The organism is Streptomyces sp. NPDC043853, from assembly GCF_056436025.1.
This window is the reverse complement of record NZ_JBWKDJ010000006.1, coordinates 336,843-354,365: the sequence shown is the minus strand read 5'-3', so window position 1 is coordinate 354,365 and position 17,523 is coordinate 336,843. Positions and strand designations below refer to the sequence as shown.

1 protein-coding gene (cut by a window edge) is annotated in these 17,523 nt (G+C 74.4%); it reads right to left on the bottom strand.

The features are described 5' to 3' along the window. On the bottom strand, positions 1–17,523 hold the 5' portion of the coding sequence (locus AC067U_RS19010; RefSeq protein ID WP_478830881.1) for a type I polyketide synthase. It extends 17,109 nt beyond the left edge of the window; 17,523 of the gene's 34,632 nt are visible here — the first part of the coding sequence; it begins with the start codon at positions 17,521–17,523; its stop codon lies beyond the left edge, outside the window.

Here is a 17,523-nt window from a genome sequence, read left to right as displayed (position 1 = left end):
GGAGGCCATCTCGTCGGTGACGAGGGCACCGGTCAGGTTCGATACGACCGGGATCCGCGGGGAGGCGAAGGACAGCCCGGCCACCACCTGACGGAAGTCATCCAGCATTCCGTCCATGTGCGGCGAGTGGAACGCGTGGCTCACCGTCAGCCGCTTGGTCTTCCGGCCCTGGGCCTCGAAGGCCTCCGCGACCGCGAGGGCCGCGTCCTCGTCACCCGCGACGACGACCGACTGCGGCCCGTTGACCGCGGCGATGCTCACACCCTCGCCGATCAGCGGCAGGACCTCGTCCTCCGACGCCTGCACGGCAATCATCACGCCACCGGCCGGCAGGGCCTGCATCAGCCGGCCGCGTGCCGCGACCAGCGCACACGCGTCGTCCAGCGACAGCACACCCGCCACATGGGCGGCAGCGATCTCGCCGATCGAGTGGCCCGCCAGGAAGTCGGGCCGCAGACCCCAGCTCTCCACGAGCCGGAACAGGGCCACCTCGACAGCGAACAGCGCCGGCTGGGTGTACTCCGTCCGGTCCAACAGAGCGGCGTCCGCCCCGAACAGGACGTCTTTCAGGGGCAGTTCTAGGAGCGCATCGAGACGCTCGCACACCGCGCCCAGCGCGTCCGCGTACACGGGGAAGGAGTCGTACAGCTCCCGGCCCATGCCGAGGCGCTGGCTGCCCTGCCCGGTGAACAGGAAGGCGACCTTCCCGCCCACCGGCGAGCCCGTGACCAGGCCCGCCGCCGAGCCGCCCTCGGCCAGCGCCGCCAGACCGGCCAGCAGACCCGCACGGTCGGCGGCGACGACCGCTGCGCGGTCCTCGAACTGCGCGCGGCCCGCCGTCAGGGACCAGGCGACGTCGACCGGGTGCAGCGCGTCCGGGGCGGAGAGCACGAAGTCCTGGAGCTGACGGGCCTGCGCACGAAGGGCTTCCTCGCCCTTCGCCGAGAGCACCCACGGGAGGACCGGCAGCGCCGCGTCCGTCTCGGGCAGCTCCACCGGTGCTGCGGCCGGCGGCTGCTCGATGATCGTGTGCGCGTTGGTGCCGCTGATACCGAACGAGGAGACACCGGCCCGGCGCGGACGGCCGGTCTCCGGCCACTCCACGGCCTTCGTCAGGAGGCTGACGTCGCCGGCCTCCCAGTCGATGTGGCTCGACGGCGCGTCGACGTGCAGGGTCTGCGGCAGTACTCCGTGCCGCATCGCCATGATCATCTTGATCACGCCGGCCACACCGGCCGCGGCCTGCGTGTGACCGATGTTCGACTTGATCGAACCCAGCAGCAGCGGCCGGCCCTCGGGGCGGTCCTGGCCGTAGGTGGCCAGCAGCGCCTGCGCCTCGATCGGGTCACCGAGACGGGTACCCGTGCCGTGCGCCTCCACCGCGTCCACATCGGCCGTCGACAGACCCGCGGTCGCCAGGGCCTCGCGGATCACCCGCTGCTGCGACGGGCCGTTGGGGGCGGTGAGCCCGTTGCTCGCGCCGTCCTGGTTGACCGCCGAACCGCGCACGACGGCGAGGATCGGGTGGCCGTTGCGCACGGCGTCCGACTGCCGCTCCACGAGCAGCATGCCCGCGCCCTCGGCCCAACCCGTACCGTCCGCGCCCTCGGCGAAGGACTTGCAGCGGCCGTCCACGGCGAGCCCGCGCTGGCGGCTGAAGTCGATGAAGGTCTCCGGGGTCGCCATGATCGCGACACCGCCGGCGAGCGCCATGTCGCACTCGCCGTTGCGCAGCGCCTGGATCGCCCAGTGCAGCGCGACGAGCGACGACGAGCACGCCGTGTCGACCGTGACCGCCGGGCCTTCCAGACCAAACGTGTAGGCGATCCGGCCGGAGGCGATGCTGCCCGCGTTGCCGGTGCCGAGGTAGCCCTCGACGCCCTCGGGCAGCTCCTCGCCGGATCCTGCACCCTCGCCGATGCCGATGCCCGACACGTAGTCGTGGTACATGACGCCGGCGAAGACGCCGGTCCGGGTGCCCCGCACGCCCGTCGGGTCGATGCCCGCGCGCTCGAAGGCCTCCCAGGAGGTCTCCAGCAGGAGCCGCTGCTGCGGGTCCATGGCCAGGGCCTCGCGCGGGGAGATCCCGAAGAACCCCGGGTCGAACTCGGCGGCGTCGAGCAGGAATCCGCCCTCACGCGTGTAGGACGTGCCCGCGTGGTCCGGGTCGGGGTGGTAGAGGGCCTCCGCGTTCCAGCCGCGGTCGGTCGGGAAGGTGGTGATGCCGTCGCCGCCGGTGGCGACGAGCTGCCACAGGTCCTCGGGAGTCCGGATGCCGCCGGGGAAGCGGCAGCCCATGCCGACGATCACGATCGGGTCGTCGGTGAGGGCGGTGGTGGTCGGCCGTACGGGCGCCGTCAGCTGCCCGCGTGCGCCGTCCCGGCCGTCGAGGCCGGCGAGGCCGGCGGTCAGCGTGAGCTCGGCCAGCAGGTGCCGGGCCAGCGCGGTCGGGGTCGGGTAGTCGAAGATCAGGGTCGGGGGCAGGCGCAGGCCCGTCTCCGACTTCAGAACGTTGCGCAGTTCGACGGCGGTGAGGGAATCGAATCCGAGGTCACGGAAAGCACGCTCGGCGTCGACCGCGTCGGCACCGGAGTGGCCGAGAACGGCCGCGACCCGGCCGCACACCAGGTCCAACAGCACACCCTCCTGCTCCGCCGCCGGCAGGGCCGACAGACGCGCCACCAGCGGCGAACCGGCGTCCGCAGCGCCGCCGTCACGCCGCTCCACCGTGCGGCGCGCGGGCACCCGTACCAGGGCCCGCAGCAGCGCCGGCGTCGAGCCCGCGGACGCGGCCTGGGCGCGCAGCACGGCGACGTCGAGGTGCATCGGCAGCAGCACCGCCGCATCCACCGTCATCGCCGTGTCGAAGAGCGCGAGGCCTTCGCTCGCGACGAGAGCGGCGACACCGTCCCTGGCGATACGGCGCAGGTCGACTTCGTCGAGCTGCCCCGCCATGCCTCCGTCGACGCCCTCCTGCGGGGCCCACAGGCCCCAGGCGAGCGCGGTCGCAGCCAGGCCCTCGGCGCGCCGCTGCTCGGCGAGCGCCTCCAGGAACGCGTTCGCGGCGGCGTAGTTCGCCTGCCCGCCCGCACCGAACGCGGCAGCCGCGCCCGAGAACAGGACGAAGGCCGAGAGGTCGAGATCCCGCGTGAGCTCGTGGAGGTTCCATGCCGCGTCCACCTTCGGACGCAGCACGGCCGCCACCCGCTCCGGGGTCAGCGACGCCAGAACGCCGTCGTCCAGCACTCCCGCCGTATGGACCACGGCGGTCAGCGGGTGCTCGGCCGGAACGGACGCCAGCAGCCCGGCCAGCGCCTCCCGATCCGCGACGTCGCAAGCGACGAGGTCGACGTGAGCGCCCAACTCCTCCAGCTCCGCGACCAGTTCGACCGCACCCGCCGCGGCCGTACCGCGCCGGCTGGTGAGCAGCAGCCGCCGCACCCCGTAAGCCGTCACCAGATGCCGGGCGAACAGCCGGCCCAGACCACCCGTCGCACCCGTGACCAGCACCGTCCCGGACGGGTCCCCCAGCACCACGGCCGAGGACTCGGCGGCCACGCTCTCGGATGACGCCACGCGGACCAGGCGCGGGGCGGTGACGACACCGCGGCGGATGGCGAGTTCCGGCTCCCCGGCCGCCAGCGCGGCGGGAACCGCCGCCAGCGACGCCCCGTCGGCCTCCGAACCGAGGTCCAGCATGACGAGCTGGCCCGGGTTCTCCGACTGGGCCGAGCGCACCAGGCCGCGCACCGCGCTGCCCGGCAGGTCCTGCACCCCCGCACCGCGCTCGACGGCCGCGGCGCCGGACGTGAGCCACACCAGGGGCGTGGCCGCGTACCGCTCGTCCGCCAGCCACTCCTGTACGACCGTCAGCGCCTCGGTCACGGTGCCGTGGACGCGGCCGACCATCTCCTCGGGCCGCTCGGCGGCCGCCGGGAGAAGGAAGACGGCGTCCGGGGCCGGTTCGCCGGCCGCGAGCGCGACACCGAGCTCGGCGAGGTCGGCGTACTCGGTGACCCGGGCGCCGGAGCCCGCCGGCCCGCCCAGCCCGATCTCGTCCCGCCCCAGTACGGCCCAGCGGAGTTCGCCGGTGGAGGCCGTGGCGGGGGCCGCGGACACGGGCAGCCACTCCACCCGGAACAGCGACTCCAGGTTGCCGCCGGCCGCCTGGACCTGGTCGGCGGAGGCCGGGCGCAGGGTCAGCGACTCGACGGCCGCCACCGGGCGTCCGGTCTCGTCGGCGACCAGCAGGGCCAGCGTGTGCGGGTCTTCCGACGACGCCGGGGTCAGGCGCATCCGGAGGGCGGAGGCGCCCACCGCGTGGAGCGAGACACCCGACCAGAAGAACGGCAGCAGGGCACCTGCGTCCGCCTGTCCGGCGGGGTCACCGTGTCCGATGGCGTGCAGACCGGCGTCGAGCAGGGCCGGGTGGAGCCCGAACCGGGCCGCGTCACGACGGCCGTCCTCCGGCAGCGCCACTTCGGTGAACAGCTCGTTGCCGCGGCGCCAGGCCGCCTTCAAGCCCTGGAACAGCGGCCCGTAGGAGACGCCCTCCTGGGCCAGCTCCGCGTAGAGCCCGCGCACGTCGACCGGCTCGGCGTCGGCCGGGGGCCAGGCGGCCAGCTCGCCGAAGCCCTGCTCGGACTCGGCGCGGGCACCCGCCGCGAGGGCACCGGACCCGTGGCGGGTCCACGGCTCCTCCGCGACCGCGTCCTGGCGGCGCGAGTACACCGCGAACGACCGCCGTCCGGCACCGTCCGGCGCCTCGACCACCAGCTGGAGCTGTACGCCGCCGCGCTCGGGAAGGACGAGCGGCGCCTCCAGCGTCAGCTCCTCCACCACGTCGCACCCGACCTGGTCACCGGCACGGATCGCCAGGTCGACGAAGGCCGTTCCCGGCAGCAGGGCGGAACCGTGGATGGTGTGATCGGCGAGCCAGGGGTGGGTGTCCAGCGACAGCCGGCCGGCGAGCAGCACACCCTCCGAGTCGGCGAGAGCCACGGCGGCGCCGAGCAGCGGGTGCGCGGCATCGCCCAGACCGATCGACTCCGGGTCTCCGGCGACGAACGCCGCCGCACTCGGCCAGAACCGCTGCCGCTGGAACGCGTACGTCGGCAGATCGACCCGGCGCGCACCCGTGCCCGCGAAGAACGCCTCCCAGTCGACGGCGACACCGTGGACATGGGCCTGCGCGAGGGCGGTGACGAGGGTCTCGGCCTCGGGGCGGCCGGAACGGAGCACGGCGGCGAAGACGGCGTGCGGGGTGTCGGTGAGGCAGTCCTGGGCGAGCGCGGACAGCACGCCGTCCGGCCCGAGCTCGACGAACGTGGTCACGCCGGCGGCTTCGAGGGCGCGGATGCCGTCGAGGAAGCGGACGGCCTCGCGGACGTGCCGCACCCAGAATTCGGCCGAGGCCATCTCGTCGGTGATGACGGCGCCGGTGAGGCACGACACGATCGGGATCCTCGGGGCGGCGAAGGACAGCCCGGCCACCACCTGGTGGAAGTCGTCCACCATGCCGTCCATGTGCGGGGAGTGGAACGCGTGGCTCACCGTCAGCCGCTTCGTCTTCCGGCCCTGAGCCCGGAAGTGCTCGGCGATGGCGACGGCCGCGTCCTGGTCACCGGCGACGACCACCGACTGCGGGCCGTTGACCGCGGCGATGCTCACGCCCTCGCCGATCAGCGGCAGGACCTCGGCCTCCGCCGCCTGCAGCGCGATCATCACGCCGCCGGTCGGGAGCGCCTGCATCAACCGGCCGCGTGCCGCGACCAGCGCACACGCGTCGTCCAGCGACAGCACGCCCGCCACGTGCGCGGCCGCGATCTCACCGATCGAGTGGCCGGCCACGAAGTCCGGGCGGACGCCCCAGCTCTCCACCAGCCGGAACAGCGCCACCTCGATCGCGAACAGCGCCGGCTGCGTGAACTCCGTCCGGTCCAGAACGGCCGCATCGGAACCGAACAGCACGTCCTTCAGCGGCCTGTCGAGCACGGCGTCCAGGTGGGCGCAGACCGCGTCCAGCGCGTCCGCGAACACCGGGAAGACCTCGTACAGCTCGCGGCCCGCGCCGAGGCGCTGGCTGCCCTGCCCGGTGAACAGGAAGGCGGTACGGCCGTCACCGACCGAGCCCGTGACCGTCCGGGAGGCGGACTCGCCGGCGGCGAGCCGGGTCAGCACGTCCCGCAGATCCTCGCCGTTGCCTACGGTCAGGACGGTGGCGGCGCGGTGGTCGAGGTGGGCGCGGCTCGTGGCGAGGGAGTAGGCCACGTCGGCCGCGTCCGCGGCGTTGATGCCGGCGGTGTCGAGGTGGGCGGCCAGGGCCGCCGCCTGCGCCTGGAGGGCTTCCTTGGTCTTGCCGGAGAGGAGGTACGGGAGGACGCGGGCGGCGGCGGGCCGGTCGGCCGGGCGCGCGTCGGCGTCCACCGGCGGCTCGGCGTCGGGCGCCTGCTCGATGATGGTGTGCGCGTTGGTGCCGCTGATACCGAAGGAGGAGACGCCGGCCCGGCGCGGACGGCCGGTCTCCGGCCAGTCCACGGACTCGGTGAGCAGTTCCACCTCGCCTGCCGTCCAGTCGACGTGCGGCGTGGGCTGGTCCACGTGCAGGGTCCGCGGCAGCACCCCGTGCTGCATCGCCAGCACCATCTTGATCACACCGGCCACACCGGCGGCGGCCTGCGTGTGCCCGATGTTCGACTTCACCGAACCCAGGAACAGCGGACGGTCGGCCGCCCGCTCCTGCCCGTACGTCGCCAGCAGCGCCTGCGCCTCGATCGGGTCACCCAGCCGGGTACCCGTACCGTGCGCCTCCACCGCATCCACATCGGCAGCCGACAGGCCGGCGCTCGCCAGGGCCTGACGGATCACCCGCTGCTGCGAAGGACCGTTAGGCGCCGTCAGACCATTGCTCGCACCGTCCTGGTTGATCGCCGAACCACGCACCACCGCCAGCACCGGATGCCCGTTCCGGCGGGCGTCCGACAGCCGCTCCACCAGCAGCATGCCGACACCCTCACCCCACCCGGTACCATCCGCCGCAGCCGCGAACGCCTTGATCCGGCCGTCCTCCGCCAACCCCCGCTGACGACTGAAGTCGATGAAGTTCTCGGGCGTCGACATGACCGTGACACCGCCGGCGAGGGCCATCTCGCACTCGCCGTTGCGCAGCGCCTGGATCGCCCAGTGCAGCGCCACCAACGACGACGAGCAGGCCGTGTCGACGGTGACCGCCGGACCCTCCAGCCCGAAGACGTACGAGACGCGGCCGGACATGACGCTGCCGGCGTTGCCCGTGCCGACGTGGCCTTCCAGACCGTCGGCGGCCCCGGCGACCAGGGAGAGGTAGTCCTGGCCGTTGGTGCCGACGAACACACCGGCCCGGTTTCCGCGCAGGGCGGTCGGGTCGATTCCGGCCCGTTCGAAGGCCTCCCAGGAGGTCTCCAGCAGCAGCCGCTGCTGCGGGTCCATGGCCAGGGCCTCGCGCGGCGAGATACCGAAGAAGTCGGCGTCGAAGTCGGCTGCTCCGGTGACGAATCCGCCCTCGCGGGTGTACGAGGTTCCCGACCGGTCCGGGTCGGGGCTGTAGAGGCGGTCGAGGTTCCAGCCGCGGTCGGCGGGGAACGCGGCGACCGCGTCCGTGCCGTCCGTGAGCAGCTGCCACAGGTCCTCGGGGGTGCGGACGCCGCCGGGGAAGCGGCAGCTCATGGCGACGATGGCGATCGGGTCGCCGTCGACGGCCGCGGCGACGGGCAGCAGGGTGCCGGAGACGGAGACGGGGACGCTGCCGACGAGCTCCTCGCGGAGGTGGTCGGCCAGTGCGGCGGAGGTCGGGTAGTCGTAGACGAGGGTGGCGGGCAGCCGCAGTTCGGTGGCCGCGCTCAGGCGGTTGCGGAGCTCGACGGCCGTCAGCGAGTCGAACCCGAGCTCCTTGAAGGCGCGGTCCGCGCCGACCGCGTCCCTGGTGCCGTGCCCGAGCACGGCGGCGACGTGCGTACGAACGAGGTCGAGGAGCTCCCGCTCCTGCTCTGCGGGCGCGAGCCCGGCGAGCCGTCCGGCAAGGGTGGCGGGGCTGTCCGCGTGCCCGGCGGTCTGGTCGGCGCGGGCTTCGGTCGCCGTGCGGGTCGCACGTACCTCGGCGATCTCACTGAACAGTTCGGTGCGGCGTACGGCGGTGTGGCCGGCGAGGTACCGGTCCCATTCGATGTCGGCCACGGTCAGGGCGGCGGCATCGGCGCCGACGGACTGGCGGAGGGCGCGGATCGCCGGCTGCGCCTTCATCGGGGGCACGCCGTCCCGGCGCATGCGGGCTTCGAGGGCCTCGTCGGCGGCCATACCGCCCTCGGCCCACGGACCCCAGGCGAGGGAGGTCGCGGCCAGGCCGGCGGCCCGGCGCTGCTCGGCGAGCGCGTCGAGGTAGGCGTTGGCGGCGGCGTAGTTGGCCTGCCCGGCGGTGCCGATCGTGCCGGTCATGGAGGAGAACAGCACGAACGCCGACAGCTCGATGCCGAGCTCGACGGTCAGCTCGTGCAGGTGGAGCGCCGACGTCGCCTTCGCCCGCAGCACGCTCTCGAACCGCTCGGACGTGAGGGCGTCGATCGTGCCGTCGTCGAGGACGCCTGCGGTGTGGACGACCGCGGTGAGGGTCTCGGCCTCGGCCGCCAGCAGGCCACGGAGGGCTTCGCGGTCGGCGGCGTCGCACGCCACGACCGACACTTCGGCGCCCAGCTCCGACAGCTCGGCCACCAGCTCGGCGGCACCCGGAGCGTCAGCGCCCCGGCGACTGGTCAGCAGCAGCCGCCCGGCACCCGCACCGGCCAGCCAACGCGCCACCCGACCGCCCAGAGCACCGGTGCCACCGGTCACGAGCACCGTGCCGGACGGCGCCCAGGACGCGGCGCCGTCACCCCGGGCCGCCCGTACGAGCCGTCGCCCGAAGACACCCGACGACCGGACCGCGACCTGGTCCTCACCCGCCGTACCACCGGCCAGTACGCCGGCCAGCCGGCCCATCGCCCGCTCGTCCCACACCTCCGGCAGGTCCACCAGACCGCCCCAGCGCCCGGGCAGCTCCAGCGCGGCCACCCGGCCCAGACCCCACGTCTGGGCCTGCACCGCCGAGACGAGCCGGTCCGAGCGGCCCACACTCACCGCACCACGGGTCAGGCACCACAACGGCGCCCCCACCCCGGCATCACCCAACGCCTGCACCAACACAGCCGCCGCCACCACACCGGCAGCCTCGTCCAGCGCGAGCAGCGAGACGACACCCGCGACGGACGCCGTGCCGGACAGCATCCCGGCCAGCGCGGCCCGGTCCGTACCCGCCTCGACGACGACCCGGCGGACCTCTGTGTCACGCCCGGCCAGCGCACCCGCCACGGAGTCGACCATGGCGTCGTCAGCGCCGGCGCCGGGGACGACGACGATCCACTCGCCGGCCGGCAGCTCGGCCGGCACTGCGGCCGTGAGCGGCTTCCACTGCACCCGGTAGCGCCAGGCGTCGACCTGTGCCTGCTCCTGGTTCTGCCGGCGCCAGGCCGACAGGGCGGGGACGAACTCGCCGAAGCTCGCCTCGTCGTCCACCTCCAGCTCGGCCAGCAGTGCGGCCAGGTCGCCGCGCTCCACCGCGTCCCAGAACCGGACGTCGACCGCGTCGGCGGCCCGGGCCGGGGCGGTGCCGCCGTCCGACGGGGCCGTCTCCGGCCAGAACCGCTGCCGCTGGAAGGCGTACGTCGGCAGCGCGACCCGCCGGGTGCCGGTGCCGGGGAAGAAGGCGGACCAGTCCACCGCCACACCCCGTACGAACGCCTGGGCCACAGCGGTGACGGCGGTCTCCGCCTCGACCCGCCCGGCGCGCAGCGCGGGCACGAAGGCGACGTCGGCGGTGCCCGTCAGGCAGTCCTGGGCGAGGGCGGACAGCACGCCGTCCGGCCCGAGCTCGACGTACGTCGTGACGCCCGCGGCCTCCAGGGCCCGGATGCCGTCGAGGAATCGCACGGCCTCCCGGACGTGCCGCACCCAGAAGTCCGCCGACCCCATCTCGTCCGAGACGAGAGCACCGGTCAGGTTGGAGACGACCGGAATCTGCGGGGCGGCGAAGGAAAGTCCGGACACCACCTCACGGAAATCGTCCAGCATGCCGTCCATGTGCGGCGAGTGGAACGCATGGCTCACCGTCAGCCGCTTGGTCTTCCGGCCCTGCGCCCGGAAGTGCTCGGCGACCGCGACGGCCGCGTCCTCGTCACCGGCGACCACGACCGACTGCGGGCCGTTGACGGCGGCGATGCCCACCCGGTCGCCTTCGCCGAGCAGCGGCAGGACCTCGTCCTCCGACGCCTGCACGGCGATCATCACGCCACCCGTCGGGAGCGCCTGCATCAGGCGGCCACGGGCGGCGACCAGCGTGCACGCGTCGTCCAGCGACAGGACGCCCGCGACGTGCGCGGCGGCGATCTCGCCGATGGAGTGACCGGAGACGAAGTCCGGCTTCACGCCCCAGCTCGCCACGAGCCGGAACAGCGCCACCTCGACGGCGAACAGCGCGGGCTGCGTGTACTCGGTCCGGTCCAGAAGAGCAGTGTCCGCCCCGAACAGGACGTCCTTCAGCGGGAGTTCGAGCTGGGCGTCGAACCGTGCGCACGCCCCGTCGAGTGCGTCCGCGAACACCGGGAAGGCGTCGTACAGTTCACGGCCCATGCCGAGGCGCTGGCTGCCCTGCCCCGTGAAGAGGAAGGCCGGCCCGCCCTCGGAAACGGTGCCCTGCACCAGGCCGGGCAGCGGCTCGCCGGCCGCGAGTCCGCGGAGACCACCGACGACCGCGTCCCGGTTCGCCGCGTCGGCGACGAGGACCGCGCGCGACTCGAAGGCCGGGCGCCCGGCGGAGAGTGAGTGGGCGGTGTCGGCGGTGGCGACGTGCAGGTTCGCGGTCAGCCAGCTCACGAGTTGCTCGGCCTGGGCGCGCAGCCCGGCCGCGTTCCTGCCCGAGACGACGAACGGCACGACGGGCGCGGCGTCGGCGGCCAGGGGCTCGGGCGCGGTGCCGTCGCCGTCCTCGGCCGGTGCTTCCTCGATGATCGTGTGGGCGTTGGTGCCGCTCAGGCCGAAGGAGGAGATGCCGGCCCGGCGCGGGCGGTCGCCCTGCGGCCATGCCCGCTGCTCGGTGAGCAGTTCCACGTCTCCGGCCGACCAGTCGACGTGCGGGGTCGGCGCGTCCACGTGCAGGGTCTGCGGCAGCACCCCGTGCTGCATGGCCAGCACCATCTTGATCACACCGGCCACACCGGCCGCGGCCTGCGTGTGCCCGATGTTCGACTTCACCGAACCCAGCAGCAGCGGACGGTCGGCCGCCCGCTCCTGCCCGTACGTCGCCAGCAGCGCCTGCGCCTCGATCGGGTCACCCAGCCGGGTACCCGTACCGTGCGCCTCCACCGCATCCACGTCAGCGGCCGACAGGCCGGCGCTCGCCAGGGCCTGACGGATCACCCGCTGCTGCGAGGGCCCGTTCGGCGCCGTCAGACCATTGCTCGCACCGTCCTGGTTGATCGCCGAGCCGCGCACCACCGCCAGCACCGGGTGCCCGTTCCGGCGGGCGTCCGAGAGCCGCTCCACCAGCAGCATGCCGACACCCTCACCCCACCCGGTGCCATCCGCCGCAGCAGCGAACGCCTTGATCCGGCCGTCCTCCGCCAGCCCCCGCTGACGACTGAAGTCGATGAAGGCGTCGGGGGTGGACATGACGGTGACGCCGCCGGCGAGGGCCATCTCGCACTCGCCCTGGCGCAGTGCCTGAACGGCCAGGTGGAGGGCGACCAGCGACGAGGAACAGGCCGTGTCCACGGTGATCGCGGGGCCTTCGAGCCCGAACACGTAGGAGAGGCGGCCGGAGACGACGCTCGCCGCGTTGCCGGTGCCGACGTGGCCTTCAAGGCCGTCGGCGGCCCCGGCGACCAGGGAGAGGTAGTCCTGGCCGTTGGTGCCGACGAACACACCGGCCCGGTTTCCGCGCAGGGCGGTCGGGTCGATTCCGGCGCGTTCGAAGGCCTCCCAGGTCGTCTCCAGCAGCAGCCGCTGCTGCGGGTCCATGGCCAGGGCCTCGCGCGGCGAGATACCGAAGAAGTCGGCGTCGAAGTCGGCGACGTCGTAGAGGAAGCCGCCCTCACGGGTGTACGAGGTTCCGGGCCGGTCCGGGTCGGCACTGTAGAGGCGCTCCAGGTCCCAGCCGCGGTCGGCCGGGAATCCGGCGACCGCGTCCGAGCCCTCCACGAGCAGTCGCCAGAGGTCCTCCGGGGTCCGGACGCCGCCGGGGAATCGGCAGCTCATCGCCACGATGGCGATCGGGTCCTCGTCGGCGGCCACGGCGACGGCGGCGGCCGGCGCGGCGGTGTCCGCGGCCTGCTCGCCGCCGACCAGCTCCCCGCGCAGGTACTCGGCGAGCGCGGCCGAGGTCGGGTGGTCGTAGACGAGGGTGGTGGGCAGCTTCAGCGCGGTGGCCGCGCCGAGACGGTTGCGGAGGTCGACGGCGGCCAGCGAGTCGAACCCGAGGTCCTTGAAGGCACGCTCCGCGCCCACCGCGTCCGCTCCGTCGTGTCCGAGGACGGCGGCGACGTGCGTCCGGACGAGGCCGAGCAGCTCCCGCTCCTGCTCGGCGCGGGGCAGCCCGGCCAGCTTCGCGAATCCGGCGCCGGCGACGTCGGCGCCCGTCACGACGGTTCCGTGGCCGGTGGCCGCCGCGTCGGCCGCCGACGTACGGGTGATGAACCCGGCGACCGACGGGTTGGGGCGGACGGCCGCCACGACGGACGCGTAGCGGTCCCAGGCGAGGTCGGCGACGGTGAGGGCGGCCTCGCCGGCGCCGACGGCCTGGGCGAGCGCCGCGAGGGCCGCGTCGGGGGCCATGGGGGGCACGCCCTCGCGGCGCATGCGGGCGTCCATCGCCTCGTCGGCGGCCATGCCGCTCTCCGCCCACGGACCCCACGCGATCGACGTCGCGGCCAGCCCGGCGGCCCGGCGCTGCTCGGCGAGCGCGTCCAGGCAGGCGTTGGCGGCGGCGTAGTTGGCCTGCCCGGCCGCACCGATGGTGCCGCTCATGGAGGAGAACAGCACGAAGGCGGAGAGCTCGATGCCGAGTTCGCCCGTCAGCTCGTGCAGGTTGAGCGCGGAGGTGGCCTTCGCCCGGAGGACTCCGTCGAAACGGTCGGGCGTCAGGGCGTCCAGGACGCCGTCGTCGAGGACACCGGCGGTGTGCACGACCCCGGTGAGGCCCTCGGCCTCGGCGGCCAGCAGCGTACGGAGGGCGTCCCGGTCGGCGGCGTCACACGCCACCACCGACGCCTCGACACCCAGCTCCACCAGCTCGGCCGCCAGCTCGGCGGCACCCGGAGCATCCGGCCCCCGGCGGCTGGTCAGCACCAGCCGCTCCGCACCCGCGCCGGCCAGCCACCGGGCCACGCGGCCACCCAGGGCACCCGTACCCCCGGTCACCAGCACCGTCCCGGACGGCGCCCAGGACTCGGAGGCACCAGCCGCAGCACGCACGAGCCGACGCCCGAAGACCCCGGACGACCGGACCGCCACCTGGTCCTCACCGGCCACACCACCACCGGCCAGCACGCCCACCAGCCGACCCACGGCCCGCTCGTCCCACACCTCGGGCAGGTCCACCAGACCGCCCCAGCGCCCGGGCAGCTCCAGGGCGGCCACCCGGCCCAGACCCCACACCTGGGCCTGAACGGCGGAGACGAGCCGGTCCGAGCGGCCCACGCTCACCGCACCACGGGTCAGGCACCACAACGGCGCCTCCACCCCGGCATCACCCAGCGCCTGCACCAGTACGGCGGTCGCGACGACACCCGCAGCCTCGTCCAGCGCGAGCAGCGACACCACACCGGCAACCGAACCGGCCCCGGACAGCAGAGCGGCCACGGCACCACGATCGGCACCGGCCCCGACCACGACACGGCGCACCTCGGCACCGCGCCCGGCCAGTCCGCCCACCAGGTCCGTGTCGTCCACGTCCGCGGCAGCGGCGGGGGTCACGACGAGCCACGTGCCCGACAGCCGGGCACCGCCGGCCGCCGCATCCGACAGCGGCTGCCATGCGGCCCGGTAACGCCAGCCGTCCACCTCGGACCGCGTGCGTACGCGGCGGCGCCAGGCCGAGAGGGCCGGGACGACCTCGCTCAGCGGCTGTTCGCCGTGGGCGTCGAGTTCGAGGGCGGCGGCGAGCGCGGCCACGTCCTGGTGCTCGACCGCGTCCCAGAAGTCGCTGTCGGCCGGGTCGGTCCGGTGGCCGGCAGCCGTGGACGGGCCGGCGGAGGCGGGGGTGCGCGCGTCCATCCAGAAGCGCTGCCGCTGGAAGGCGTACGTCGGCAGCTCGACGCGCGCGGCACCCGTTCCGGCGTAGCAGGCGGCCCAGTCCACGTCCGTGCCGCGGACGAACATGCGGGCTACGGCGTCGAGGAGGGTGCCGGTCTCCGGGCGGCCCGCGCGCAGCACGGCGGCGAAGGCGGGGGGCGCGGCCGCGGTCGCGGTGTCCTGCGGGGCGGCGGCGAGGCAGTCCTGGGCCATGGCCGTGAGGACGGGGTCAGGACCGAGTTCGAGGAAGGAGTCGGCGCCGCGCGCGTGGAGGGTGCGTACGCCGTCGAGGAAGCGGACGCCGTCACGGACGTGCCGGACCCAGTGTTCGGGGGAGGCGAGTTCGGCGGCGGTGGCGGTGGTTCCGGTGAGGAGGGAGACGAGGGGCAGGGTGGGGGTGCGGTAGTCGAGGACCTGGGCCACCCGGCGGAAGTCGTCCAGCATGCCGTCCATGTGCGGCGAGTGGAACGCGTGGCTCACCGTCAGCCGCTTGGTCTTCCGGCCCAGCGCCCGGAAGTGCTCGGCGACCGCGACCGCGGCGTCCTCGTCACCGGCGACGACCACCGACTCCGGACCGTTGACCGCCGCGATGCTCACCCGGTCGCCTTCGCCGACCAGCGGCAGGACCTCGCCCTCCGACGCCTGCACCGCGAGCATCACGCCACCCGCCGGCAGCGCCTGCATCAGCCGGCCACGGGCCGCGACCAGCGCACACGCGTCATCCAGCGACAGCACACCCGCCACATGCGCGGCAGCGATCTCACCGACGGAGTGACCGGCGACGAAGTCCGGCCGCACACCCCACGACTCCACCAGCCGGAACAGCGCCACCTCGAACGCGAACAGCGCCGGCTGCGTGTAGGCGGTCTGGTGGAGGAGTGCGGCCGCGGGGGTGCCCTCGTCGGCGAAGAGGACGTCGAGCAGGGGGTGTTCGAGCTGCTCGTCGAGGTACCAGCAGGCGTCGTCGAGGGCGTCGGCGAACACGGGGAAGGCGTCGTACAGTTCGCGGCCCATACCGGGGCGCTGGCTGCCCTGGCCGGTGAACAGGAAGGCGGTGCGTCCCGCGGTGGGTTCGCCGTGGACGACTGCGGGGGTGTCGGTGCCGTCGGCGAGGGCGTGCAGGGCCCGGCGGAGGGCGGTGCGGTCGTCGCCCAGGGCGACGGCCCGGTGATCGAAGCGGCTGCGGGTGGTGGCGAGGGAGTGGCCGATGTCGTGTGCGGTGGCGTCCGGGCGGGCGTCGAGCCAGTCGCCGAGGCGCCGGGCGGTGGCGCGCAGGGCTTCGGGGGTCTTGGCGGACAGGGCCCAGGGCAGCGGTGCGGGGAGGCTGCCCGGGACCGTACCGTCGGCCCGGCCGGTCTGCAGGTCCGCGGCGTCGCCTTCGGCTCCCTCTCCGGTGCCCTCTCCGGTGCCGCCGTCGGCGCGGTCCTCGGCGCGGTCCTCGGCGCGGTCCTCGGCGCGGTCCTCGGCGGGCGGCTCCTCGATGATGGCGTGGGCGTTGGTGCCGCTCATTCCGAAGGAGGAGACGCCCGCCCGGCGCGGGGCGTCCGCGGCGGGCCAGTCAACGGGCTCGGTGAGCAGGGAGACGGCTCCGGCCTCCCAGTCGACGTGCGGGGTCGGCGCGTCGACGTGGAGGGTCTGCGGCAGGAGCCCGTGCCGCATGGCCATGACCATCTTGATGACGCCGGCGACGCCGGCGGCGGCCTGGGTGTGCCCGAGGTTCGACTTCAGCGAGCCCAGCCACAGCGGCCGGCCCTCCGGCCGGTCCTGGCCGTACGTGGCCAGCAGCGCCTGCGCCTCGATCGGGTCGCCGAGCCGGGTGCCGGTGCCGTGGGCCTCGACCGCGTCCACGTCCGCGACGGTCAGCCCGGCGTTGGCCAGCGCCTGCCGGATGACCCGCTGCTGGGCGGGGCCGCTGGGGGCGGTCAGGCCGTTGCTGGCGCCGTCCTGGTTGATGGCGGTGCCGCGTACGACGGCCAGCACCCGGTGGCCGTTGGCGCGCGCGTCGGACAGCCGCTCGACGAGCAGCATGCCGGCACCTTCACCCCAGGCGGTGCCGTCGGCGGCGGCGGCGAAGGGCTTGCAGCGGCCGTCGGGGGCGAGGCCGCGCTGGCGGCTGAAGGAGACGAAGGAACCGGGGCTCGCCATGATCGCGACGCCGCCGGCGAGGGCCAGGGAGCACTCCCCCGCGCGCAGGGCCTGGACGGCCAGGTGCAGGGCGGCCAGGGAGGAGGAGCAGGCCGTGTCGACGGTGACCGTGGGGCCTTCGAAGCCGAAGGTGTAGGCGATGCGGCCGGAGGCGACGCTGGCGGCGTTGCCGGTGACGAGGTAGCCCTCGAACCCGTCGGCGGCGTCCTCGAGCCGGGGGCCGTACTCCTGGGTCTCGGCACCGACGAAGACGCCTATCCGGCCGCCGCGGAGCGCGTTCGGGTCGACACCGGCCCGGTCGAAGGCCTCCCAGGAGGTTTCCAGCAGGAGGCGCTGCTGCGGGTCCATCGCCAGGGCCTCGCGCGGCGAAATACCGAAGAACGCCGCGTCGAATTCGTCGGCGTCGTGGAGGAATCCGCCTTCACGGGTGTAGGTGGTGCCCGCCCGGTCGGGGTCCGGGTCGTAGAGCGCGTCGAGGTTCCAGCCGCGGCCGGTGGGGAATTCGGTGATCGCGTCGGTGCCTGCGGCGACGAGGTCCCAGAGGGATTCGGGGGAATGCACGCCGCCGGGGAACCGGCAGCCGATACCGACGATGGCAATGGGCTCGTCGCTTCCGACGGCGGCGGCGACGGGGGCCTCGGCGGGGGCCGTCCCGCCCAGCAGCAGGGTGTGGACGTGTGCGGCGAGGCGGGCCGGGCTGGGGTGGTCGAAAGCCAGGGTGACGGGCAGGCGCAGGCCGGTGGCGGCGACGAGACGGGCGTGCAGGTCGACGGCCGCGAGGGAGTCGAACCCCAGGTCGAGGAAGGAGCGGTGCGGGTCGAGGACCTCGGGGGCGGCGTCGCGCAGGGAGGCGGTGACCAGTGCGGAGATCCGGTCGAGCAGTACGGCGTGCTGCTCGCCGTCGGTCAGGCCGGCGAGGAGCCCGCGCCATCCGTCCGGGGTGTCCTCGCCGCGAACGTCCCGGGTTCCGCCGGCCGGAGAGGCGCCGTCGGTCTCGGCTGCGAAATCCGGGGACTCGTTCAACAT